At 63.1% G+C, this 21578-nt stretch carries 24 protein-coding genes, 1 tRNA gene and 1 pseudogene; 11 read left to right on the top strand and 15 right to left on the bottom strand.

Annotated features, from left to right (window positions below; translation table 11 throughout):
* Positions 1 to 226 precede the first annotated feature (226 nt).
* On the top strand, positions 227 to 604 hold the full coding sequence (locus CB0101_RS01480; protein ID WP_010309439.1) for a hypothetical protein: 378 nt from the start codon (positions 227 to 229) through the stop codon (positions 602 to 604).
* On the opposite strand, the gene CB0101_RS15205 is transcribed toward CB0101_RS01480, so the two are convergent.
* Positions 584 to 748: a hypothetical protein gene (locus CB0101_RS15205; RefSeq protein WP_010309441.1), complete on the bottom strand. Its 165-nt coding sequence runs from the start codon at positions 746 to 748 to the stop codon at positions 584 to 586. The two genes, CB0101_RS01480 and CB0101_RS15205, sit on opposite strands and share 21 nt — an antisense overlap.
* 124 nt (positions 749 to 872) lie before the next feature.
* Between CB0101_RS15205 and CB0101_RS01475 the strand changes: the two genes are divergently transcribed.
* Together CB0101_RS01475 and CB0101_RS01470 are read left to right on the top strand one after the other, a co-directional pair.
* Positions 873 to 957 (top strand) — tRNA-Ser (locus tag CB0101_RS01475).
* A 136-nt stretch (positions 958 to 1093) separates the two neighbouring features.
* The gene (locus CB0101_RS01470; protein WP_010309444.1) at positions 1094 to 1291 is read left to right on the top strand and encodes a hypothetical protein; all 198 of its coding nucleotides are present in this window, start codon (positions 1094 to 1096) and stop codon (positions 1289 to 1291) included.
* Between the two features lie 137 nt (positions 1292 to 1428).
* Here the strand turns inward: CB0101_RS01470 and ppk2 are convergent, their stop codons facing one another.
* From ppk2 to CB0101_RS01445, 5 genes are read right to left on the bottom strand one after another with little or no spacing between them, the layout of a single operon-like run.
* Positions 1429 to 2232 carry a polyphosphate kinase 2 gene (gene ppk2 / locus CB0101_RS01465; RefSeq protein ID WP_010309452.1) on the bottom strand — a complete coding sequence of 268 codons (804 nt, stop codon included), beginning with the start codon at positions 2230 to 2232 and terminating at the stop codon, positions 1429 to 1431.
* A complete protein-coding gene (locus CB0101_RS01460) occupies positions 2229 to 2630 on the bottom strand; it encodes a hypothetical protein (protein WP_010309455.1) in 402 nt (133 codons plus the stop codon). The genes ppk2 and CB0101_RS01460 overlap by 4 nt, the downstream gene beginning before the upstream one ends.
* Positions 2627 to 2875: a hypothetical protein gene (locus tag CB0101_RS01455; protein WP_010309457.1), complete on the bottom strand. Its 249-nt coding sequence runs from the start codon at positions 2873 to 2875 to the stop codon at positions 2627 to 2629. The genes CB0101_RS01460 and CB0101_RS01455 overlap by 4 nt, the downstream gene beginning before the upstream one ends.
* A 37-nt stretch (positions 2876 to 2912) precedes the next feature.
* The gene (locus tag CB0101_RS01450; protein WP_010309459.1) at positions 2913 to 3509 is read right to left on the bottom strand and encodes a DUF4335 domain-containing protein; all 597 of its coding nucleotides are present in this window, start codon (positions 3507 to 3509) and stop codon (positions 2913 to 2915) included.
* 25 nt (positions 3510 to 3534) lie between these two features.
* Positions 3535 to 4071 carry a DUF3038 domain-containing protein gene (locus CB0101_RS01445; RefSeq protein ID WP_010309460.1) on the bottom strand — a complete coding sequence of 179 codons (537 nt, stop codon included), beginning with the start codon at positions 4069 to 4071 and terminating at the stop codon, positions 3535 to 3537.
* Between the two features lie 39 nt (positions 4072 to 4110).
* Here CB0101_RS01445 and CB0101_RS01440 point away from each other — a divergent pair, with 39 nt between their 5' ends.
* Complete coding sequence (locus CB0101_RS01440; RefSeq protein ID WP_010309462.1) at positions 4111 to 4635, top strand: adenine phosphoribosyltransferase; 525 nt, start codon at positions 4111 to 4113, stop codon at positions 4633 to 4635.
* A 17-nt stretch (positions 4636 to 4652) separates the two neighbouring features.
* On the opposite strand, the gene CB0101_RS01435 is transcribed toward CB0101_RS01440, so the two are convergent.
* From CB0101_RS01435 to dapB, 6 genes and pseudogenes are all read right to left on the bottom strand, one after another.
* Positions 4653 to 4868 carry a DUF2949 domain-containing protein gene (locus CB0101_RS01435; RefSeq protein WP_010309463.1) on the bottom strand — a complete coding sequence of 72 codons (216 nt, stop codon included), beginning with the start codon at positions 4866 to 4868 and terminating at the stop codon, positions 4653 to 4655.
* A gap of 30 nt (positions 4869 to 4898) precedes the next feature.
* Entirely contained in the window at positions 4899 to 5600 is a 702-nt protein-coding gene (locus CB0101_RS15820; RefSeq protein WP_371413613.1) for an FAD-dependent monooxygenase, read from the bottom strand.
* Between the two features lie 295 nt (positions 5601 to 5895).
* Positions 5896 to 6081, bottom strand: a pseudogene (locus CB0101_RS15815) (2-octaprenyl-6-methoxyphenol 4-monooxygenase); the annotation flags it as partial.
* 78 nt (positions 6082 to 6159) lie between these two features.
* Positions 6160 to 6405, bottom strand: coding sequence for a high light inducible protein (locus CB0101_RS01425; RefSeq protein ID WP_010309466.1), 246 nt, complete (start codon positions 6403 to 6405; stop codon positions 6160 to 6162).
* 67 nt (positions 6406 to 6472) lie between these two features.
* Entirely contained in the window at positions 6473 to 7120 is a 648-nt protein-coding gene (locus CB0101_RS01420; RefSeq protein ID WP_010309468.1) for a hypothetical protein, read from the bottom strand.
* Positions 7121 to 7146: 26 nt separating this feature from the next.
* The gene (gene dapB, locus CB0101_RS01415; RefSeq protein WP_010309471.1) at positions 7147 to 8004 is read right to left on the bottom strand and encodes a 4-hydroxy-tetrahydrodipicolinate reductase; all 858 of its coding nucleotides are present in this window, start codon (positions 8002 to 8004) and stop codon (positions 7147 to 7149) included.
* Positions 8005 to 8127: 123 nt separating this feature from the next.
* On the opposite strand from dapB, the gene CB0101_RS01410 reads away from it, so the two are divergent.
* The 5 genes from CB0101_RS01410 (at position 8128) to CB0101_RS01390 (ending at position 17637) form a co-directional block, all read left to right on the top strand.
* Complete coding sequence (locus CB0101_RS01410) at positions 8128 to 12129, top strand: magnesium chelatase subunit H (protein ID WP_010309474.1); 4002 nt, start codon at positions 8128 to 8130, stop codon at positions 12127 to 12129.
* A gap of 13 nt (positions 12130 to 12142) precedes the next feature.
* Positions 12143 to 12400 (top strand): Nif11 family protein, encoded by a 258-nt coding sequence (locus CB0101_RS01405; RefSeq protein ID WP_010309478.1) that lies wholly within the window; start codon positions 12143 to 12145, stop codon positions 12398 to 12400.
* Positions 12401 to 12474: 74 nt separating this feature from the next.
* A complete protein-coding gene (locus CB0101_RS01400; RefSeq protein ID WP_010309480.1) occupies positions 12475 to 13623 on the top strand; it encodes an HlyD family secretion protein in 1149 nt (382 codons plus the stop codon).
* Positions 13624 to 13628: 5 nt separating this feature from the next.
* Positions 13629 to 15596: a glycosyltransferase gene (locus CB0101_RS01395; protein WP_010309482.1), complete on the top strand. Its 1968-nt coding sequence runs from the start codon at positions 13629 to 13631 to the stop codon at positions 15594 to 15596.
* A gap of 64 nt (positions 15597 to 15660) precedes the next feature.
* The gene (locus CB0101_RS01390) at positions 15661 to 17637 is read left to right on the top strand and encodes a CHASE domain-containing protein (RefSeq protein WP_136643925.1); all 1977 of its coding nucleotides are present in this window, start codon (positions 15661 to 15663) and stop codon (positions 17635 to 17637) included.
* Here CB0101_RS01390 and folP read toward each other — a convergent pair.
* Genes folP through CB0101_RS01375 form a run of 3 tightly spaced genes read right to left on the bottom strand, consistent with a single transcriptional unit; the run spans position 17627 to position 19523 of the window.
* On the bottom strand, positions 17627 to 18514 hold the full coding sequence (gene folP / locus CB0101_RS01385; RefSeq protein ID WP_010309486.1) for a dihydropteroate synthase: 888 nt from the start codon (positions 18512 to 18514) through the stop codon (positions 17627 to 17629). The two genes, CB0101_RS01390 and folP, sit on opposite strands and share 11 nt — an antisense overlap.
* On the bottom strand, positions 18514 to 19254 hold the full coding sequence (gene tpiA, locus CB0101_RS01380; RefSeq protein ID WP_029553006.1) for a triose-phosphate isomerase: 741 nt from the start codon (positions 19252 to 19254) through the stop codon (positions 18514 to 18516). The genes folP and tpiA overlap by 1 nt, the downstream gene beginning before the upstream one ends.
* A 44-nt stretch (positions 19255 to 19298) precedes the next feature.
* On the bottom strand, positions 19299 to 19523 hold the full coding sequence (locus tag CB0101_RS01375) for an RNA-binding S4 domain-containing protein (protein WP_010309490.1): 225 nt from the start codon (positions 19521 to 19523) through the stop codon (positions 19299 to 19301).
* 23 nt (positions 19524 to 19546) lie between these two features.
* Here CB0101_RS01375 and CB0101_RS01370 point away from each other — a divergent pair, with 23 nt between their 5' ends.
* Both CB0101_RS01370 and CB0101_RS01365 read left to right on the top strand, forming a co-directional pair.
* Complete coding sequence (locus CB0101_RS01370; RefSeq protein ID WP_010309493.1) at positions 19547 to 21283, top strand: ABC transporter ATP-binding protein; 1737 nt, start codon at positions 19547 to 19549, stop codon at positions 21281 to 21283.
* Positions 21284 to 21326: 43 nt separating this feature from the next.
* Positions 21327 to 21554, top strand: a complete 228-nt coding sequence (locus CB0101_RS01365; RefSeq protein WP_010309494.1) for a DUF6447 family protein — start codon at positions 21327 to 21329, stop codon at positions 21552 to 21554.
* Positions 21555 to 21578 lie beyond the last annotated feature (24 nt).

Raw genomic sequence — 21578 nt, 5'->3', positions numbered from 1 at the left:
ACACAAAGCCTGCTTCTACTTTCACCAGCACAAGCGATAGGCGCATTGACTTACAATCTATTGCCTGTTTAACTAAACTAAGTCTCCGAATGCCTGCGGTAAGGCGCGGAAGAAGATTCGATTGAGACATCACGTCACCTTTCGGCGCATTGAACGCAAGAGCCCTTGCCCCAAACTGCTACTGAACACTTCGGCCCCTGTTCACGTCATAAGCCAGATCAGCCCCATGCCATCTGCCTCAAACATCAGGGCAGCGTTCCTGCTGCTTCTGGCTGTTCAGGTCCCAGCGGCCATGGCCGCCGGTGAGGCCATCCAAAGCGAAGGCCAGGTGCGACGCACAGCGTTTGAGGCCTTGAATCGCTGCAGCACAACCCGCAAGCAACAAGCCTGCCTCGAGGCCAGCGATGCACTCCAGGCCCTGATCCGCCAGGAAGAAGGAGCCGCACAACGGATTCGCCAGCCTCGCTGCTTCGGAGCACTCACCCATGCAGAAACGGTGCTTGCAACCTTTCGCTGGCAACTGGAGCGCAGCGACAACCTGCAGCGGGTGATCGACGCGGCTGCACAGCAATGCCCGTTGGCCTCAGGGGCTATCAGCCAGTAGATCGAGGGCAATGGCGAGCTGCTCGAGGAGCTCGCAGCAGCGCTCATAGTGCAGCTCGGGCGCCAGGCTCACCGGCAGGGTTTCGATCAGATCCGCCAGCTCGCGTGTCCGCAAGGCCAGCAAGTTGGTGGAGAGAACAGCCATGGCAGCAACGACAACCCGAGAGGCGCCAACCCAAGCTTGAATCACGATCTCATGAGTCTTGAATGAGATTTTCAAGGGGTTGCCGCGCGTGAGACACTCTCATTGGTCCATTGGGCCGACCGCTGGAGAGGTGGTCGAGTGGTTGATGGCTCCGGTCTTGAAAACCGGCGAAGTGAAAGCTTCCGTGGGTTCGAATCCCACCCTCTCCGTTCTGTCCAACGCCCCTGGCACCTGCTGCCGGGGGCCTCTGGCATCCAGAAACTCTTAACAACCAGGCGCACTGCAGCCGTTGACACACCACCGCCGCCTGCGGCGCGTTTGCATGGGATCGGTACACACCCCTGTATGGCCTACGAACCCGGAACGACCGATTGCCGCGTGCTGATCGACAGCAAGGCCCAGATCGAGGCGATCCTGCTCAACCTCGCCAAGCTTGAGCACACCGAGCACATCCGCCAGCAACTGGTGGCGGTGCACAACCAGCTCGAGGGGCTGCATGAGCTCAGGCGCCAGAAGCGCAGCGCCAGCCTCAGCGCCGCCTGATCCAGCTCAGGCCAGGCCGCTTAAGCTCCCGCGATGATCTTCGACAACGACAAGCGGCCGGCCTGGCTCAACTGGCTGTTCCTCGGCATCTTCCTGTGGTCGAGCTGGCAGCTGGCTGGCATGTGGTTCAGCCAGCTTCACGGGTAGCAGTTGGGCACGAAGAACTGCTCATTGATCGGTGGCCGCTGGTAGCCCTTGGCGCTCCGGCGCGGTGGCAGCTTCTGAGCCGGCGGTGTCATGTCTTCGTAGGGCACCTTGCTGAGCAGGTGCCGGATGCAATTGAGCCGGGCTCTGCGTTTGTCGTCGGCCTCCACCGTGAACCAGGGGGCCTCGGGGATGTTGGTGCGGGCAAACATCGCATCTTTGGCCTTGGAAAACTCCACCCAGCGATCGCGCGACTGCAGATCCATCGGGCTGAGCTTCCAGCGGCGCGCCGGATCATCGATGCGGGCCTGAAAGCGTGCCTCCTGCTCCGCATCGCTCACCGAAAACCAATACTTGAGCAACACAATCCCGGAGCGCACCAGCATCCGCTCAAATTCCGGACACGACTGCTCAAACTCCCGCAGCTCCGCCTCGCTGCAGAAGCCCATCACCCGCTCCACACCGGCGCGGTTGTACCAGCTGCGATCAAACAGCACGATCTCACCGCCTGAGGGGAAGTGCTCCACGTAGCGCTGGAAATACCACTGGCTGCGCTGCTGATCGCTCGGAGTTCCGAGGGCCACCACGCGGCAACCGCGGGGATTGAGCGGTTCGGTGATGCGTTTGATCGTGCCGCCCTTGCCGGCGGCATCGCGCCCTTCAAACAGCACCATCAGGCGAAAGCCCGTGGCTTTCACCCAGTACTGCATTTTCACCAGCTCCACCTGCAGCCGCGCCAGCTCCTGCTCGTAGAGCTTGCGCTTCAAGCGGGAGCCGCCGGTGCTCTCATCGTTCATCGCCGCAGGGGGGGCTTCTTGGCCTTGGGCGACTCGGCAAGCAACAACGCCCGCACCAGGCGCACGAGGCCCGCCACCAGGAGCAACAGCGCCGACAGTGCCAAGCCCACCAGCACCAACACCGCCAGCAGCTGCAACACACCCATCAACAACTGCGAGAGCCCACCGATCAGGTGGCCAATCGCCGTGCTGATCAACAGCAAGCTGTCGAGGTCGATCAACTCGGGGAGCTGCAACAGCAGCACCAGCAAGCCCACCCCCGCTGCCATCAGCAGCATGGCTTCCAGGATGAGACGCGGCCGTGGCGGGCGGCGGCGCTTGCGAAACACGGCCCGCGCTGGATCTGAAGCCTGGCTGCGACCGCCCCGCACCACCTGCAGCCCGCGGCGACGGCTCATGACTCGATCCGGTATCCGGCTCCCCGCATCCAACGCTCGAACTCCACCAGCACCAGCTCGTTCGGGCAATCCACCAGGCTCAGATCACCCACGCTGCAATCACCCTGGCCACCGTGGTGCAGGGAGAGGTGGAACTGATCGCCGCTGAGCCCGCACACTTCCGGATCGCTGCGCACCACCACATCGAGGCAGGCCCCCAGCCGGGTCACACGACGACGCAGTTCAGGCCAGCTCAAGTCGCTCATTGCGGTCGGGTCAAGTGTGGTGGGGAATGGAGTGGCGTCAACCGCCGCGCGTGGGCGTGCTCACCGCCGCCGGTGCAGGGGCAGGTGGCTTGGGTGTGGGCAGCAGGGAGGCCAGGCCAGCGGCCACCAACAGCGCTGCGATCCCGGTGAGCGGTGCCGCCACACGGCGGGCCAAGGGAAGCCGGTGACGCAGCTCCGAACGCCGGAGCGGTTGCGGCGCGGGCCACTCAAGGGGCACCGCGATCTGCGGATCGAGCTGCAGGCGATCGAGGCAACGCACCAGATCGCTCAGCTCAGCGTCGTCGAGGGGAAGGCGCAGGGGTGGGGTATCGGGCTGGCTGCTGCGCAGCTCCAACTCGTGGTGGCCTTCCAGCGGGCGAATGGCGACGGGCACCTCGGCTGAGCCCTGGGGCCGGGCCACGCCGCTGATCAGATCGCGGGCGTAGGGGAGCACCACATTGAGCAGGGCCTGCAGGTGATCGCGCTGGCCTTCGAGCTCGGTCTTGCCCGCCAGCGCCAGGCTGAAGCCCGTGAGGATGCCGATGGTCTGGCTGCCCTGGCCGGCGGAGAGATCGGGCAGACCTTCCAGCACAAGCCGGCAGCTGGTTTGTTCGTAGCGGCTGGTGAGTTTCATCGCAGGGGGAGAGTCGTGCTGCGGATCACGCCGCTGCGTCCATCAAGCTGGCCTTCAGCCGTGCAAAGCCGCCCGGGCCGGCGCTGAGGGCCATGGTTTGGATCAGCTCACGGCAGAGCTCAGGCCCTTCCTGCGGATCAAGCAGGCGTTGCACCCCACCGCGGCGTGGATTGAAACGCTCCTGCAGCAGCTCCTGCAGCCGGCCGCGGAACAGAGCCCAGCGCTGTTCGCTCAGCTGAGGCGATTCCGCTGAAGACAGCAGGCTGCGCAACATCGGATAGAGCCGATCGGCCAGCGCATTGAGGATGCGGATCAGGCCATCGGCTTCGGCTTCGCTGATGGGGTCGCGGCGGGTGGTGCGCCGCAGCGGATTGCTGCAACGGCGTTTCCACAGCTCCACCCGGTTGGGAAACAGATCGGTGAGCCCCATCTCCTCGCTGAGCCACACCATCGCCTCGCCGCCGTTGAGGTCGAGCGCTTCAGCGGAGAGCAGCAACAGATCGAGCCGCTCCAGACCCCGCCTGGAGAGCGAGCGCTGGGGTTGCAAAGGAGCATCAGCCATGGCTGCGATACTGCCAGCTGCGCACCCGATCCGTCGACCATGACCACCCTTGACCTGCGTGGCCTGGTGCGCGACATCCCCGACTTTCCCAAGCCGGGCATCCTGTTTCGTGACATCACCCCGTTGATGCGCAGCCCGCTGGCCTGGCAGGAAGTGATGCGCCAGATGGGCGACGTGTGCGACCGGCTCGCCCCCGATCTGATCGTGGGCATCGAATCGCGCGGCTTCATCGTGGGCACCGCCCTGGCCACCGCCCGCAACATCGGCTTCAGCCCAGTGCGCAAACCCGGCAAGTTGCCCGGCGAGGTGATTGGGGTGGATTACACCCTTGAGTACGGCAGCGACCGGCTGGAAATCATCCCCGATGGCTTTGAGCACGGCCCGCGGGTGCTGATCGTGGACGACCTGCTCGCCACCGGCGGCACGGCCGGTGCCTGCGCCGAGCTGGTGAACCGCGTGGGCGGTGAACTCTGCGGCTTTGCCTTCATCGTGGAACTGGCCGATCTGGGCGGCAAGGCCAAGCTGCCGGATGCGGTGCCCGTGGAATCGCTGATCGTGTACTGAGCGCAGCTGCGCTTCCCTCAGGGATCCAAAGCGGCCTGCCAGGAGAGCACCTGATCAAACTGCTCCAGCGTGATCAGGCCGAAGCGCCACAGCACCACCGGCAAGGGAGCCTGCTCCTGATCGGCTTGCTTGAGCCCCAGCTGCAGGGCGTTGTCGGTGACCCCCAGCTCCTGGCGCAGATAGCGCAGGAGCGCTGGATTGGGCGCCGGCTGCGGCGAGCTGCTGATCACCATGGCCCCCGCGGCGGCGTGCCGCCATCCTGATCAGGGCCAGCGCAAGCGGCAAGGGCCATCGCTCATGGCGCTCAAGCTGAGGGCACGCAGCCAAGGCGCCCGGGCCAACAGCGCCAGGCCGAGCCGCCGCAGGGGCAACAGCAGCGGCTGGCGGTTGGAGAACAGGCGCACCAAGGCATCGGTGGCCAAGAGCACCAAGGCGATATCCAGCCAGCGCCGAGCGGCGTAGCGGCCCGGGAGCTGACGCGCCGCAAGCCGGCCGGCCTGCACCTGGCCCGCCAACTGCTGCAACACCGCCACATCACGCCAGCAGAGGTTGAGGCCCTGGCCGCCCACCGGATGGGAGCGATGCGCCGCTTCACCAACCAACACCAGGCCTCGGCGTTGCAACGGCCAGGCCCACTCCAGGGCCACGGGGAAGGCGCGCGGCTGATCGAGCAGCACCTCCGCCTGCAACCGCTCCGGCAAGGCAGCGCTCAAGGCATCGAGAAAGGCCACCGGCTCCAGCCGCTCCAACTGCTGCAGCCGCGGCAGGGGCGCACTCCACACCAACTGGAAGGCATCCCCCCCGAGGGGCAACACAGCAAACGGACCCTCCGGGCGAAACAACTCCCAGGCCTGATCTGCTTCGGAGCCCCGCAGCCGCACCTGCACCGTGAGGCAGCCCTGGCGGTAGGGGCGATGCCAATGGCGAATACGGGCCGTCCGGCGCCGGGGGGGAGTGATGGCCATCCGCCGCCACCTCCAGATCCACTGCCTCTGCTGTTGTGCAGCCCGCGGGATCAGCCAGGCGCAGGCTGATGCCGCTCTCACCTTCCAGGGCCTGCAGCAATAGGGCCATCAAGGGCCGGTGCTGCAGGATCCAACCGACGGCGTCAGCGCTGCTGCGGGCTGAGGAGCCGGGCAAGTCACTGCCTTGAAAGGTCACCCGCCGCAGCAGGGCCTGATCACACAGTTCCAGGCGTCGAAACGGCGCCAGGTGCCGCTGCAGCGACGGCCAGAGCCCCAGCTGCTCCAGCAGCTCGGCGCTGGAGTGGGTGAGGGCATAGGCACGGCTGCGATCGAGCAGGGCCGCAGCTGGCAGGGGATCACACAGCTCCACCTGCCAACCCGCACGAACCAACGCCAAGGCCGCTAGGGCACCGGTCGGGCCAGCCCCGAACACCCGGGCGCGCAGGGGCGCAGCAGTGGTGACGGTGGCTGAGCGGCGCATGGGCAGAGCACTAAAAAACCGCAGCACGATTGTGTGCTGCGGTTGGATCAGGCCGAGGCCCGAGAACGAAGCCGTGGATCAGCCGATGCCGAGCAGACCGCGGGTGAAGGATTCGCCGCCGAGGGCAAATTCAGTGGCGAGCAGAGCAATGAAGCCGAGCATGGCCATGCGGCCGTTGAGCTTCTCGGCGCGCTCGTGGAAACCCCAGCCGTTCTCGGCTTCCACCACCAGCATGCGGGGTTCGGAAGCGAAGGCGTTGAGGCGGCCGCCGTCTTCCTCGGTCACGGTGGCGCCGCGGATGACGGGAGTGTTGGCTTGGGTCATGTCTGCTACCGGCGAATGCATGAAGTGTAACGCAATGTTGCGCGTTGTTGCATGCCGTAAACCTGCTTCAGCGCAGCCGCTTGAGGCAGAGCTCCTCAAAGGCTGGCCGTAGGAGGTAGGGGTACTCGCCCACCCAGAGCTTCGGCTGGGGCAGCCAGGCATCGCTGAGGGCACCGATGCGGGAAAAGTCTTTGCGCTCGCTCAGCACCAGGCAGCGCACCACCATGCCGCGGCGGATCAGCTTGTGCTTTTTGTCGTAGGGGAAACGCACGCTGCCCAGATAGCCGTCTTCGTCTTCGAGCTCCAGGCAGAGCCAGGTGCGACGGTTTTCCACCATCTCCAGTCGTCCCTGCTTGTCGGTGGTTTCCTGGCGACCCTCCACCAGTTCTTTGGTGTAGTAGTCGGCCACCTCGCCTTCGAAGATGGCCGCCGCCGGGTAGCGGCGCAGGGTGGCGTTCTTGCGGCCGGCCTCCACGATCGGCCCCCAGAGCACGTAGAGCAGAAACACAAAGCCGATCACCAAGAAGATCGGGCCGGCCTGGTTGGAGAAGAGCAGCGTCTGGCTGATCAACAAGGTGATCACGCCGCCGATCACCGAGATGAACAGGCGCTGCAGCAACTTCTGGGGGCTGCCGCTGCAGGCATTGAATTGGGGACCGGTGGCCACCGCCGGGATCAGGCGCGGAAGCTCACCGGGGCGAAGCGGGATCAGCATGGGGCCAGTGTCGAAGCCATCCGGCTTCAGAGCAAGCGCTCAAGGCCATACACCAGCCCACCGAGCTGCCGCACCTTGCGCACGCTGAGCAGCACGCCGGGCATGTAGGCCGAGCGATCAATCGTGTCGTGGCGGAGGGTGTAGGTCTCCCCGGGGGCGCCAAACATCACCTCTTGATGGGCCACCAGTCCGGGCAAGCGGATCGAATGCAGGCGCAGACCACTGGAGCGCTCACCACCGCGGCAACCAGCCAGGGTTTCGTGCTCCTCCACCTGCTGAGGGTTAAAGCTCTTGCCCAGTTCCTCCATCAGCTCAGCGGTTTTGATGCAGGTGCCGCTTGGGGCATCAGCCTTGCGGTTGTGATGCAGCTCGGTGAGCTCGGCGAAGTCGTAGAAGCGGGCGGCGGCGGCTGCGGCCTGCTGCAGCAGCACCATGCCCACGGAGAAATTGGGAATCACGGCGCCGCCCACTGAGGCCTTGTCGGCAAAGGTGGCCAGATCATTCAGCTGCTCAGGGCTGAGGCCCGTGGTGCCGATCACCGGATGCACGCCGTAGGCAATCGCACCGCGGGTGTGCTCGTACACCACGGAGGGATGCGTGAAATCCACCAGCACCGCCCCAGCGCCGGGTCCGTCGTTGCGCACCGCTTGGCTGGCCTGGCAGAGGCAGCCTTCGAAATCCGCGGTGATCGCCACCTCCAGTTCACCCAGCCCCAGCTCCAGGCCCACATCTGCACCCTCTTTGCCCGCTGTGGTGTCGATAGCACCCACCAGACGGCAGTCCGGCGCTGCGGTCACGGCCTTCACCACCTCAGCACCCATCCGCCCCAAGGCTCCAGCCACCACCACGGAGATGGGCTGAGCGGGCGCTGTGCTGGTGGTCATGGCGTTAAGGCAACGGGCCGAGCCTATGGGTGCCCCGCTCCAAGCCTGTAACAGCTTGGAATCAGCGCTCGCGGCGGTGCCTCGGCCTACGTAGGCTCCTTCACATTGCTCAATCCAGCGCGCATGTTCACGCAGGTCCGCTCCGCCTCCCGCCGCGTCAGCCCCGGTGAGGTGAACGGCCGGGCGGTGATGAAGGCCGTGTATGTGGTGCTGGAACCTCAGTATCAAAACGCCCTCACGCAGGCCGCCACCTCCCTCAACGATCAGAACGGTCCGCTGGCGATCGATCTGAGCGGTTACCTAATCGAGGAGCTGCGCGACCCGCAGAACTACGCCGATTTCTGCGCCGATGTGGCGGAGGCCGATGTGTTCATCGCCTCGCTGATCTTCATCGAAGACCTGGCTCAGAAAGTGGTGGATGCCGTGGCACCCCACCGCGATCGCCTCAAAGCCGCCGTGGTGTTCCCCTCCATGCCGGAGGTGATGCGTCTCAACAAGCTGGGCACGTTCTCGATGGCCCAGCTGGGTCAGAGCAAGAGCGCCATTGCCGGCTTCATGAAGAAGCGGAAGGAGGCCGGCGGCGCCGGCTTCCAGGACGCGATGTTGAAGCTGCTCAACACGCTGCCCACCGTTCTCAAATACCTGCCGGTGGAGAAGGCGCAGGACGCCCGCTCCTTCATGCTCAGCTTCCAGTACTGGCTGGGCGGCACGCCGGACAACCTCCGGAACTTCCTGCTGATGCTGGCGGACAAATACGTGTTCCCCCGCACCGCAGCTGATCGGCCCGAGCTCCAGGTGGCCGATCCGGAAGTGTTCCCCGATCTGGGCATCTGGCACCCCCTGGCCCCCTCGATGTTCGAGGACCTGAAGGAATACCTGAACTGGAACGCCAGCCGCAAAGATCTTTCAGAGAAAGCCCGCAAAGGCCCGGTGATCGGCCTGGTGCTGCAGCGCAGCCACATCGTCACCGGCGATGAAGCCCACTATGTGGCCGTAATCCAGGAAATGGAGTATCGCGGTGCCACCGTGATTCCGGTGTTCTGCGGCGGGCTCGACTTCACCAAGCCGGTGAATGCCTTCTTCTACGACCCGATCAACCCCGACGTGCCCCTGGTGGACGGCGTGGTGTCGCTCACGGGCTTCGCCCTGGTGGGCGGCCCTGCCCGCCAGGACCACCCCAAGGCGATCGAGGTGCTGAAGAAGCTCAATCGCCCCTACATGGTGGCGCTGCCTCTGGTGTTCCAAACCACCCAGGAGTGGGAGGAGAGCGATCTCGGTCTGCACCCGGTGCAGGTGGCCCTGCAAATCGCCATCCCCGAACTCGATGGTGCGATCGAACCGATCGTGCTGAGCGGCCGCGACGATGCCACCGGCAAGGCCCACACCCTTCAAGACCGGGTGGATGCCATCGCCGAGCGCGCCATCCGCTGGGCCTCATTGCGGGTCAAGCCCCGCAGCGAGAAGAAGCTGGCGATCACCGTGTTCAGCTTCCCGCCCGACAAGGGCAACGTGGGCACCGCGGCCTACCTCGACGTTTTCGGTTCGATCTACCGGGTGCTCGAGGAGATGCGCGCCAAGGGCTACGAGGTGAACGATCTGCCCGCAACGCCCAAGGCGCTGATGGAGGCGGTGCTCCAGGACCCCGAGGCGCTTGAAGGTGCACCGGAGCTGGCGATTGCCCACCGCATGAGCGTGGAGGAGTACGAACGCCTCACGCCCTATTCGGAGCGACTGGAGGAGAACTGGGGCAAACCCCCCGGCACCCTCAACACCGATGGCACCAACCTGCTGATCTTCGGCCGCCACTTCGGCAACGTGTTCGTTGGCGTGCAGCCCACCTTCGGCTACGAAGGCGACCCGATGCGCCTGCTCTACTCCCGCAGCGCCAGCCCGCACCACGGCTTCGCGGCCTACTACACCTACCTCGAGAAGGTGTGGGGTGCCGACGCGGTGCTTCACTTCGGCACCCATGGCTCGCTGGAGTTCATGCCCGGCAAGCAGATGGGCATGAGCGAAACCTGCTACCCCGATTCACTGATCGGCGCACTGCCCAACCTCTACTACTACGCCGCCAACAACCCCTCGGAAGCCACGATCGCCAAGCGGCGCGGCTATGCCGAAACCATCTCCTACCTCACCCCGCCCGCTGAAAATGCTGGTCTCTACAAGGGTCTGAAGGAGCTGGGCGAGCTGGTGGGCTCCTACCAGCAGCTGCGTGAGAGCTCCCGCGGCATTCAGATCGTGAATGCGGTGGTGGAAACGGCCCGCCAGTGCAACCTCGACAAAGACGTGCAGTTGCCGGAGGTGGATGCCTCCGAGCTGGATCTCGATGCACGCGACGCCGTGATCGGCGCGGTGTACCGCCAGCTGATGGAGATCGAAAGCCGGCTGCTGCCCTGCGGCCTGCACACCATCGGCAAACCCCCCACCGCCGAGGAAGCGATCGCCACGCTGGTGAACATCGCCGCCCTGGAGCGCGAGGAAGACGGCATCCGTTCCCTGCCGGCCCTGCTGGCCGAGAGCAAAGGCCGCACCATCACCGACATCTATGCCGGCAATGACGACGGTGTGCTCGCCGATGTGGAGCTCAACCGCGTCATTACCGAGACATCCCGGGCCGCCGTGGGGGCCATGGTGCAGGCCGTGACCGGCAGCGATGGGCGCGTCACCCTACGCCGCAACTTCGCCTGGTTCTTCAACCTGCTGGAGCAGTTCGGCTTCAAGCTGCCCAGCCCCTGGCTGAGTGCCTGCCGTAGCGCCGGTTTCCCGGATGTGGACCAGGCCGAGCTCGACAAACTGTTCGGCTACCTGCAGTTCTGCCTCGAGCAGGTGTGCGCGGATCTGGAAATGCAGAGCCTGCTGCGGGCACTCGATGGTGAATACGTGCTGCCGGGCCCCGGCGGCGACCCGATCCGCAACCCCGGTGTGCTGCCCAGCGGCAAGAACCTGCACGCCCTTGATCCCCAGGCGATCCCCACCAAAGCCGCCATCGCGGCGGCCAAGGGCGTGGTCGACAAACTGATCGAGCGGCAGAAACAGGAGCAGGGCACCTGGCCTGAAACCATCGCCTGTGTGCTCTGGGGCACCGACAACATCAAGACCTACGGCGAGTCGCTCGCGCAGATCCTCTGGTTCATCGGCGTCAAGCCGGTACCCGATTCCCTGGGCCGGGTGAACAAGCTGGAGCTGATCTCCCTGGAAGAACTGGGTCGTCCTCGCATCGACGTGGTGGTGAACTGCAGCGGCGTGTTCCGCGACCTGTTCATCAACCAGATGGCCCTGATCGATCAGGGCGTGAAGATGGCCGCCGAGGCCGATGAGCCCCTGGAGATGAACTTCGTGCGCAAGCACTCCCAGGAGCAAGCGGAGAAGGAAGGCATCTCCTTGCGTGACGCCGCTACACGGGTGTTCTCGAACGCCAGCGGCAGCTACAGCTCCAACGTGAACCTTGCGGTGGAGAACAGCACCTGGGAAGAGGAGAACGAACTGCAGGAGATGTATCTCTCCCGCAAGACCTTCGCGTTCAACGCCGATAACCCCGGCGAGATGAACCAGAAACGCGAGGTGTTCGAATCGGTGATGAAGACCGCCGATGTGACCTTCCAGAACCTGGATTCAGCCGAGATCTCACTCACCGATGTGAGCCACTACTTCGACAGCGATCCCACCAAGCTGATCCAGGGCCTGCGCGACGACGGCAAGGCACCGGCGAGCTACATCGCCGATACCACCACCGCCAATGCCCAGGTGCGCTCTCTGAGCGAAACCATCCGCCTGGATTCCCGCACGAAGCTGCTCAATCCCAAGTGGTACGAGGGCATGCTCAACTCGGGCTACGAGGGTGTGCGTGAAGTGGCCAAGCGCCTCAACTTCACCCTGGGTTGGAGCGCCACCAGCGGCGCCGTTGACAACTTCGTGTACGAAGAAGCCAACGAAACCTTCATCAACGACCCAGAGATGCGAAAGCGGTTGATGGAGCTGAACCCCCACAGCTTCCGCCGCATTGTGGGCACGCTGCTCGAGGTGAATGGCCGCGGTTACTGGGAAACCTCCGATGAGAACATTCAGCAACTGCAGGAGATCTACCAGGAGATCGAAGACCGGATCGAGGGCGTCGCCAACTGAATCCCCCAGGCGCATGACATCCGCCCAAGCCATGCGCCTCAAGCTCCTGCTGAAGGACGACACCCTTCTTCAGCAGGAGCTTTCGCGTTGCAGTAGCCCAGATGAGGTGATCGCCTTCGCCGCCAAGCTGCAGCTCCAACTCAGCATGGCCGATCTGCTGCGGATGGAAGCGCTGATGACGCTCACCCTGACGGATGAACAACTCAACGACTGGTACACCACGCCTTACTGGAAGCGCGTGCTCACCAGCCTTGGGGCGGCAACGCTGTAGCCCGAGACCAATTGTTTCAAAGCTGCACTCTGCAGCAAAAACACGCTTAGCTACACAGGCGAAATACTGCTGGCGTGGAAACAACAGCTCTGAAGGGCTGGATTGAAGGAGTGAGTGCCAAGCTTCCTGAGAAGCAGTGGCGGCGGTTGGCGGGTGGTGGGCTCGCCGGTTTGATTGTGATCACGGGTGGCTCCGTGCTGCTCCGGAAACGCTCCATTGAGGCCTATACAACGGCCGATGTTGTGAGTGTTTATAGCCCAATTCAAGGCGTTGTTAAACAGCAAAACCTCACGGCGGGCGAGCAATTCAGCGCGGGTGAAATGCTGCTCGATATCCAGGCAAGCCGGAACGACGCCTCCAAGCTCGCCAGTACAACGCTCAAACTTCGCCAAACCGAAGCGGAGCTCAATGCAGTTACTCAGGAACTGCAACGCTATAAGCAGATCAATGTGGCTCGGCTTGAAAGCGAGGTGGATCGGGCCGAACGCACACTTCAAGACCTCGAGGCTCAGCAGCGACGGTATGCGAGCCAGGCCAATCGCTATCGAGATCTGGTGAAGACCGGTGCCATGGATGAAGACACCCTGATCGGCTCCGAAACCATGGCCACCAGCCTGGCCCAGCGCGTTGGCAATCAGCGCCAGGATCTGGAGAATCTCAGACTGGAGCTCCAATCAGCCAACGCAGGAATCAACACGCTGATGGATACTCCATGGCGATCCGCTCGCCGGATGGAAATCATGGAAGTGGAGTTGAATCGCCTGGCCAGCCGTCGTAAAGAACTGCTGGATCAACGCGACCAACTGCAGCAAGAGGTTGCCGCAGCGCAGAAACGATCAACCTTCGTCTACAGGCCCCAGTTCCCCGGAATGATTCTCACGAGCCGGACCAGCGTGGGCGATGAAGTGAATGACGGCAACCTATTGCTCACGGCGGTGAACTGCAACAAGATGCGGGTGGAAGCGTTATTTGAGGCAAGCAAACTCAAAGATCTCCGGCTCGGACAAGATGTACGAATTGAATGGCCGCTCAGCGGCCGAAGAAGCACAGGCCAAATTGTGAGCCTCCGGGGTGAGCAAAGCCTGAGCGGACTCGAGAGCATTGGCGCCGCAAAGTTCAGGCCCGCCCACGCCGATCGCAGTCGGGTGCTGATCGAGCTCAACCCCAACGACCTGAAGGCTCAGCAATGCCGGCTAGGGGAACGGGTCCGCGTTGATCTCTGATTCGCATGGGTCTGGAGATCGCGTTTCTAGCTCTCGCCATTCCCACTGCCCTTGGGCTGTTGCTGCCTGCAGGCAACAAGCGGCGGGTGCTGCTCGTGCTGGTGATCGCTTTGTTCACAGGTCGCTATGTGAACTGGAGAATTGGCAATTTCCCATTCGGCTCTTTCTTCACCAGCCCTGAGGGTTGGTGGATGGCCGCCGTTCTGGTGGTGGAGATGTTGGCGATCCTGGAATACGTGCAGTTTCTGGTCACGATCACCTGGCTGACCGACCGACGCGCCGAGGCAGACGCGGCCGAACAACGCCTACGCGAGCGCTATGCGCGCGAGGGAGAGGACGCCATTCCCAGCGTGGATGTGCTGATCCCGACCTACAACGAAGGCCCCGAGGTGGTGACCAAAACCATCCTGGCGGCACTGCAACTCGACTATCCCCGCTTCAAGGTCTACGTGCTGGATGACGGCCAGAGGCCCTGGCTGCAGCAGTGTTGCGAGCAGGTGGGGGCTCACCACATCATCCGATCGGATCGTAAGGGCGCCAAAGCAGGCAACATCAACCACGCGCTGAACATCATCGATGGAGACCTCAATCTGCTGCTCGATGCCGATTTCATCCCGTATCAAAACTGCCTGTGGCGCCTTGCTGGTTTTTTCGACGATCCTGCGATTGCCACGGTTCAAACACCGCAGAACTTCTACAACCCCGATGCGATTCAACACAATTTGAACATCAGCGGGAGTTGGGGTTGTGAACAGGCCTTCTTCTTCCAGATCATCATGCCGGGGCGCGATGCCGTTGGTGCGGCCTTCTGCTGCGGCAGCTGTTGCATGCATCGCAATGCAGCGCTGAGAGCTGTCGGAGGTTTTCCCACCACATCGATCACAGAAGACATCCTCTTAACCGTGTCGTTTGTGAAGCGCGGCTGGAAAACCATTTATCTACGGGAAGCCACAACCATGGGACTGGCTGCGGAGAGCATGGAATCGTTCTTTGTGCAGCGCAAGCGCTGGGGGCGCGGCAATATCCAAGTGGGTTACATCATTGCCCAGGAAAAAGGCTTAAGCCTCATCACCAAAATCCTCATTTTCCCCTTCTACTGGATGATCCAGCACGGATCGCGCATCTTTTTCCAGCTCATCCCCTTGATCTTTTTCATGACGGGCGTGGGGCCATTACCAGCAACCGAGGGGCAAGAAATTCTCGATTTCCAGCTGCCATTCATCCTGGCTGTCAGCAGCTGCATGTTCATCTTGATGCGGCCGTTCTACCTACCGATCTTCACCGAAGCGATGAGCCTGTTCAGCGCCTTCGCCCTATTACCAGAACTGCTGCAGTCGTTGGTGAGGCCCTACAGCAAAGGCTTCAGCGTGACACCCAAAGGCACAGCCAACTCGGATCTCACACAGGCTCTCTTCAAACAAACCTTTCTGCCCAGCTGCGCGCTGCTGGGCTTGAATATCGTTGTGCTGCTTCAGATCATTCTCGACCTCAGCAGCGCACCCAACAGCGTGGGTTGGCAACTGGCGTTGTATGGAGTGATCTGGTGTGCGATCAATGTCAGCCTGCTGGTGATGTGCGTGTTGATGTCTCAAGAGCGGCCGCAGCCGAGACAAGAACATCGCATCAACGTGCAACAACCTGCTCGAATGATCACCGAAACAGGAACCATCATTGAAGGCCTCCTCGACGATCTCTCCATGAGTGGAGCGCGCTTCACAGCCGATTCAGGCCCATCTCGGGAACGGGAAGACTGCACCCGCCTTGAACTCGCCAATGGGCTCCAAGTGCCAGTGCAGGCCCTCTGGCGCAACCACCGCAACGACTGGGTGATGAGATTTGCAGAACTCAACCTGGAACAGCAAAAAGGGCTGATTGGCTATGCATTCAGTGGTGAATTTGAATCAGCCGAGCAACCGCAGAGGGTTCAGCTCAGACGCACCTTCGAACAACTCTGGCGAGATGTGGTCGGATAGGCCATGAAGCTGTGGGCAAATCTGTGGAACAGTCCTAGATTGAGACGAGGCGCTGGTTCCTGACATGCGAGTGCCCGTCTTCTCCAGCAGGATCTTCAACCTGAAGGCGCTGCCCTGGCTCGTGCTGGGCTCTGGACTGCTCGCAACGACGCTGTGGTGCTCGAGCTGTCTCAAGGCGAATCAGCTGGAACACGAACGCCTGGAGCTGGAACTGGGCCGTCAGATTACGCAGGCCATCAGCACGCGCCTGCAAACCAACAGCGCCGTTCTCGATTCTGTGGTGGGGCTGTTTAACGCCTCCAGTGAAGTGAGCCGAAGGGAATTCTCGGCCTTCTATCAAACCCTGAGCCGCGGAGGGAACACCCTCAAGGGCATTCAGGGTGTGGGCTTCGCCGCGGTTGTACCGAATAACAACATCGCCGCCTTTGAGCAGACCATTCGAGCCGACGGCCTGCCCGATTTTCAAATCAAACCACCGGGTGTTCGCGCACTCACCACTGCAATCATCTATCTCGAGCCCAACGACTGGCGCAATCAACGCGCGCTGGGCTTCGACATGTATTCACAGGTCACGCGCCGTGAAGCGATGCACCTGGCCGCATCCAACGGCGAACCAGCCCTGAGCGGACCGGTGCGACTGCTGCAGGAAACATCCCTACGGCCCCAGGTGGGTGCCTTGCTGTATCAAGCGATCTATAAAGATCCCAATGTGAGCTTTAGCTCACCCCAAGAACGCTTCGGGAGGCTGCGTGGATGGGCGTATTCACCACTAAGCATGGATGATCTGATCCACGGGGCGCTGGCGAACGTGAGCCACTCAGCGTTAAAGGATGCGGGCGTCTTGATCTATGACACCAATCGCAAGAACCCAGACAATCTCCTATTTGACAATCTTGAACTAGCCAACAGTGATCGACTCACCCACCCAACCTGGCGTGATGTGACGATTGCCAATCGAACCTGGCAAATTGGTATTCAGCTCGACAACCGATTGATCAGTGCTAGCGGCTGGACCCAAAGCCTCGTGCTACAGGCCTTCTTGGGGATCAGCCTCAGTTCGCTGGCCGGCCTGATCAGCCAAGGGTTGTTAAACAACCACTTAGCTCTGCGCCAAGCCCTGGCCCGAGAGCTTGAAGCGTCCAAAGAACGCGCTCTTGCGGGCACGGTGTTCGACAGCAGCCCCATTGGCATTGTGGTCACCGATGCCAGTGGTTTGATCCTGCAAGTGAACGGAGCGTTTAGCCAGTTAAGTGGCTATTCAGAACTGGAGGCGCGGGGGCAAAAAACAAATCTGCTGCGCTCCGGGCGCCACGAAAGTAGCTTTTACGAGCAAATGTGGTGCGCCATTATCCAGAAGGGGTATTGGAATGGTGAAATCTGGAATCGCCATCGCAATGGCCAGATCATGCGCCATGAACTCGCCATCACAGCCGTCTTAGATCCACAGCAGCAGATCACCAATTTCGTTGGACTTTTGCGTGATGTGAGTGAGCGCTACACCCAACAGGAGCAAATGCGTCACCTGGCCACCCATGATCCACTCACAGGCCTGGCCAACCGTGCTCTCTTAATTGAGGAGTTGAATCTCAGCCTGGCGTTGGCCAAACGCCAGGGGCATGGGGTTGGCCTTCTGTTTCTCGATCTTGATGCATTCAAACCGGTGAATGATCGCTATGGCCATGGAACCGGTGATGTGCTGCTCCAGGCCGTTGGCCAGCGATTGAAGAGCTGTGTGCGTGAAAGCGACACCGTCTGCCGTCAAGGGGGGGATGAATTTGTGCTGTTGATTCCAGATGCACCATCCCTGGAGCAACTGCAACTGATCGCCAGCAAGCTGAACCAAGCGCTTCAACAACCCTTCGACGATCAGCCCGAACTCCCCGAGGGCATCCGAATCAGCGCCAGCATCGGCGTGGCGCGCTGGCCAGATCACGCCGACGATGCCGATGGCCTCCTGGAAGCAGCCGATACCGCCATGTATCGCGCCAAACAGATGGAGGAGCCGCGCATCGCGACTGCGCCGTCGCCGATCAGCAGCTAACGGGACCTGAACGCCACAGCGCATCCGCCATCCGCGCCACCTGCACGATCGGGCCGCCATCGTGCACACGCACCACGTCCACACCCGCTGAGACGCACTGCGCCACCACCGCTGCCGTGCCCCACAACCGGGCCTTCGCCCGTGGCTCGTTGAGCACCGCTCCGATAAAGCGCTTGCGCGACGGTCCCACCAACAGCGGAATCCCCTCCGCCCGCAACCGCGGCAAGCCGCGCAGCAGCTCGAGGTTCTGCTCGGTGGTTTTGGCGAAGCCGAGGCCGGGATCCCAGATCAGCTGGTCACGCTGCAGCCCTGCCGCGATGGCGCGCTCAGTGGTGTGTTGCAGCTCCCGGAGCACCCCATCCACCACCCCGGCTGCGCCGTACTCCGTCAGGCCGTCCATGCTCTGGCTGTCGCCGCGGGAGTGCATCAGCACATAGGGGCATCCGGCCTGAGCCACCAGGGGCAGGATCGCCGGATCACGGCGGCCACCGCTCACATCGTTGATCCAGTCGGCTCCAGCCGCCAGTGCCGCTTCGGCCACGGGAGCACGGAAGGTGTCCACCGAGATCAGGGGGGGCTGAGGCGCCTGTTGCACGCCATCCGCTGGGCAGCGCAGCTCACCGGCTGCAATCGCCTCGCTGATCAACTTCAGGGCTGGAAGTAACCGCTGCTGCTCAACCTCCGCGCCCACATCTTCTGCACCCGGACGGGTGCTCTGGGCACCGAGATCGAGGATCTCCACCCCTTGGGCCACAAGCCGGCGCGCCTGAGCCAAGGCCCTCTCGGGCCGATCGAACTGACCGCCATCACTGAAGGAATCGGGGGTGACATTGATCACCCCCATCACATGGGTGCGCTGACCCCAGCGCCAAGCCATCAAGCGGCGACAGGAACCTGGTAGTTGGCGATGCGGGCGAAGCCTTCGGGATCCAGCGAAGCGCCGCCCACCAGCACGCCGTCGATATCGCTTTGGGCCATGAGCTGGTCGATGGTGGCGGGGTTCACCGAGCCGCCGTACTGAATCACCACCTCGGGGTAGCCCACCCACTCGCGAATCAAACCGCAGATGCGGTTGGCTTCCGCGGCTTCACAGGTTTTGCCGGTGCCGATCGCCCAGATCGGTTCGTAGGCCACGATCAAGCGGGCGGGATCGAGACCATCCACCCCCTGCTCCACCTGACGGCGGATCACTCGCTCGGCCTCACCGGCTTCGCGCTGCGAATCGCTTTCACCCACGCAAAGAATCGGGATGATGCCGTGCTTCTGGGCGCTGCGGGCGCGCAGGTTGATCTGCTCGTCGGTCTCGCTGTAGTACTTGCGCGGTTCGCTGTGGCCCACGATCGCGTGGGTGACGCCGTGCTCCATCAGCATCGGCGCCGAGATCATGCCGGTGAAGGCGCCCTTCTCCTGCCAATGGATGTTTTGGGCAGCGATGTGGATGCCGCTGCCGGCCAGCGCACTGCTCAAGGTGGGGATGGCCGTGAAGGGGGGAGCCAGCACCACCTCGCGATCAGCCGGGAGGTTGGCCACCAGGGGCTTGAAGGCGTCTGCAAACGCCTGCGCTTCGGCGCAGGTCATGTGCATCTTCCAGTTGCCTGCGATGACGGCCTTACCCACAGCGTCCTGAACGAATCGACCCACCAACCTAGAGGCTGCCCGGTTCAGGCCTGATCAGCCGTGTCCTGGGGCACCAGATGGGTCTGACCGTCGATCTCGACGCGATCACCGGGTTTGAGCTTGCGACCCCGCTGCGTTTCCTGAAAGCCGTTCACCCGCACTTCTCCACCCTGGATGCGCTGCTTGGCCTCGCCGCCGGTGAACACCAGCCCCTGCCATTTGAGGAATTGATCGAGGCGAATGGGTTCAGCCGCAGGGGGGGTGGCCAAAAAAGCGCTGATAGCTTGCCCCGATGCTCGCACCCCCTTCGGCCGGCTTCCGGCGGCTCCTGCCGCTGCTGATGCCCTACCGCTCCGCACTCCTGGCCGGTGGGGTGTGCATGCTCGTGTTTGTGGCCTGTTGGCCGCTGCTGGCCTGGTTGGCGGGCCAACTGATCCCAGCGATCGGCGCCGGGGATTTCGGCCGGGTGCTGCAGGTGATCGGCCTGGCCCTCACCGTGTTCATGCTGCAGAAACTGGCCCAGTTCGGCCAGGACACCCTGCTAGCGGGCCCAGCGTTGCAGGTGAGCCAGGAGCTGCGCCGCCGCCTGTTCGCGCGGCTGCAGAAGCTCGATTTCGGCGTGCTGGAGAAGCTCTCCGCCGGCGATCTCACCTACCGCCTCACCGAAGACGCCGACCGCGTCGGCGAGGTGATCTACAAAACGATCCAAGACACCACCCCCTCTGCTCTGCAGCTGGTGGTGGTGTTCGGATACATGGTGTGGCTCGACTGGAAGCTATCGCTGGGCACCCTGCTGCTGGCGCCCCTGGTGGCGGTGCTGGTGAGCGTGTTCGGCGCCAAGGTGATGGGGGCAGCCGAGAAAAGCCAGAAGCAGGTGAGTGAGCTGGCCTCCCTGCTCGGTGAGGCGATTGGCGGCCTGCCGCTGGTGCGGGCCTTCGCGGCCGAACCCTGGTTGCAGCAGCGCTTTGAAACGGAGATCGATCTGCACCGCCGCGCCCGCTACCGCACCCAGCGGCTGCTGGCACTGCAATATCCGGTGGTGGGCTTTCTGGAAGCGGCCGGGATCCTGTCGGTGCTGCTGATGGGCGCGGCCCGCATCCAGAGCGGCGACCTCAACGGTCAGGGCTTCAGCAGCTATGTGGCCGCCCTGTTGATGCTGATCGATCCGATCAGCCACCTCACCACCAACTTCAACGAGTTCCAGCAGGGCCAGGCCTCCCTGAGGCGCCTGCGGGAGATCGAACACCAGGCGATTGAGCCACCCGATAAGACCCAGGCTCTGGCCCTCGACCACGTTGCCGGCGAACTCACCCTCGAGCAGGTGAACTTCAGCTACGAGGCCGAGCAACCCGTTCTGCGCAACCTCAGCCTGCGGGTGAAGCCCGGCCAGGTGGTGGCCTTGGTGGGCCCTTCCGGCGCCGGCAAGAGCACCCTGTTTTCACTGCTGCTGCGCTTCAACACGGCCCAGAGCGGCCGGGTGTTGCTGGATGGGTGCGATCTGGCTGATCTCAAGGCCAGTGAATTGCGCAAGGCCGTGGCGCTGGTGCCCCAGCAAAGCGCCGTGTTCTCGGGCACCGTGGCCGAGGCGATTGCCTTTGGCCGGCCCGCCACGCTCGAGCAGATCCGCGCCGCTGCCCGCCTCGCCAATGCCGACGGCTTCATCGAAGCGATGCCCGGCGGCTACCAAGCGCGGGTGGAAGAGCGTGGCAGCAACTTCTCCGGTGGCCAGCTGCAACGGCTCGCCATTGCCCGGGCGGTGCTCGGCGATCCGGCGGTGTTGCTGCTCGATGAAGCCACCAGCGCCCTGGATGCCGAATCGGAGGAAGCCGTGCAGCGGGGCCTTGATCAGGCCATGGCAGGGCGCACGGTGCTGGTGATCGCCCACCGCCTCTCCACCGTGCAGGAAGCCGATTCGATCGTGGTGCTCGAGCACGGCCAGATCGTGGATCAGGGCAACCACGACCTCTTGATCAGCCGCCCCGGCCGCTACCGCGACCTGTGCGAACGCCAGCTGATCCGCGGGGCGTGACTCCCGCAAGCCCCATAAGCTGACCACGACTGACACCTGTGTTGTGACCGACTCCGCCGCCCAGCAGCCCCCCGTGCTCACCTTCGAGGGCAAGCGCTACGACCTGAACACCCTGCCCGATGACCTGAAGGAACTGGTGCGCGGCATGCAGGTGGCCGATGCGCAGCTGCGCATGCACGAAGACACCTTGAAGGTGCTGGCCGTGGGTCGTCAGTCGATGGCGATGCAACTCAACGAGCGCCTCAAGGGCGTCACCCCTCTGGCCGACTGAGCCAACCGAGCCTGAGGGCCCGCC

It is taken from the genome of Synechococcus sp. CB0101 (assembly GCF_000179235.2).
Taxonomy (GTDB): Bacteria; Cyanobacteriota; Cyanobacteriia; order PCC-6307; family Cyanobiaceae; genus Vulcanococcus.
Note: the sequence above shows the minus strand (reverse complement) of the source record. Positions and strands in the feature narration are given on the sequence as shown.

Excerpts from the sequence above, each read along its gene's own strand:
- CB0101_RS01480 (WP_010309439.1), top strand. The coding sequence starts at position 227 with ATGCCATCTGCCTCAAACATCAGGGCAGCGTTCCTGCTGCTTCTGGCT.
- CB0101_RS15205 (WP_010309441.1), bottom strand. The coding sequence starts at position 748 with ATGGCTGTTCTCTCCACCAACTTGCTGGCCTTGCGGACACGCGAGCTG.
- CB0101_RS01470 (WP_010309444.1), top strand. The coding sequence starts at position 1,094 with ATGGCCTACGAACCCGGAACGACCGATTGCCGCGTGCTGATCGACAGC.
- ppk2 (WP_010309452.1), bottom strand. The coding sequence starts at position 2,232 with ATGAACGATGAGAGCACCGGCGGCTCCCGCTTGAAGCGCAAGCTCTAC.
- CB0101_RS01460 (WP_010309455.1), bottom strand. The coding sequence starts at position 2,630 with ATGAGCCGTCGCCGCGGGCTGCAGGTGGTGCGGGGCGGTCGCAGCCAG.
- CB0101_RS01455 (WP_010309457.1), bottom strand. The coding sequence starts at position 2,875 with ATGAGCGACTTGAGCTGGCCTGAACTGCGTCGTCGTGTGACCCGGCTG.
- CB0101_RS01450 (WP_010309459.1), bottom strand. The coding sequence starts at position 3,509 with ATGAAACTCACCAGCCGCTACGAACAAACCAGCTGCCGGCTTGTGCTG.
- CB0101_RS01445 (WP_010309460.1), bottom strand. The coding sequence starts at position 4,071 with ATGGCTGATGCTCCTTTGCAACCCCAGCGCTCGCTCTCCAGGCGGGGT.
- CB0101_RS01440 (WP_010309462.1), top strand. The coding sequence starts at position 4,111 with ATGACCACCCTTGACCTGCGTGGCCTGGTGCGCGACATCCCCGACTTT.
- CB0101_RS01435 (WP_010309463.1), bottom strand. The coding sequence starts at position 4,868 with ATGGTGATCAGCAGCTCGCCGCAGCCGGCGCCCAATCCAGCGCTCCTG.
- CB0101_RS15820 (WP_371413613.1), bottom strand. The coding sequence starts at position 5,600 with ATGGCCATCACTCCCCCCCGGCGCCGGACGGCCCGTATTCGCCATTGG.
- CB0101_RS01425 (WP_010309466.1), bottom strand. The coding sequence starts at position 6,405 with ATGACCCAAGCCAACACTCCCGTCATCCGCGGCGCCACCGTGACCGAG.
- CB0101_RS01420 (WP_010309468.1), bottom strand. The coding sequence starts at position 7,120 with ATGCTGATCCCGCTTCGCCCCGGTGAGCTTCCGCGCCTGATCCCGGCG.
- dapB (WP_010309471.1), bottom strand. The coding sequence starts at position 8,004 with ATGACCACCAGCACAGCGCCCGCTCAGCCCATCTCCGTGGTGGTGGCT.
- CB0101_RS01410 (WP_010309474.1), top strand. The coding sequence starts at position 8,128 with ATGTTCACGCAGGTCCGCTCCGCCTCCCGCCGCGTCAGCCCCGGTGAG.
- CB0101_RS01405 (WP_010309478.1), top strand. The coding sequence starts at position 12,143 with ATGACATCCGCCCAAGCCATGCGCCTCAAGCTCCTGCTGAAGGACGAC.
- CB0101_RS01395 (WP_010309482.1), top strand. The coding sequence starts at position 13,629 with ATGGGTCTGGAGATCGCGTTTCTAGCTCTCGCCATTCCCACTGCCCTT.
- CB0101_RS01390 (WP_136643925.1), top strand. The coding sequence starts at position 15,661 with ATGCGAGTGCCCGTCTTCTCCAGCAGGATCTTCAACCTGAAGGCGCTG.
- folP (WP_010309486.1), bottom strand. The coding sequence starts at position 18,514 with ATGGCTTGGCGCTGGGGTCAGCGCACCCATGTGATGGGGGTGATCAAT.
- CB0101_RS01370 (WP_010309493.1), top strand. The coding sequence starts at position 19,547 with ATGCTCGCACCCCCTTCGGCCGGCTTCCGGCGGCTCCTGCCGCTGCTG.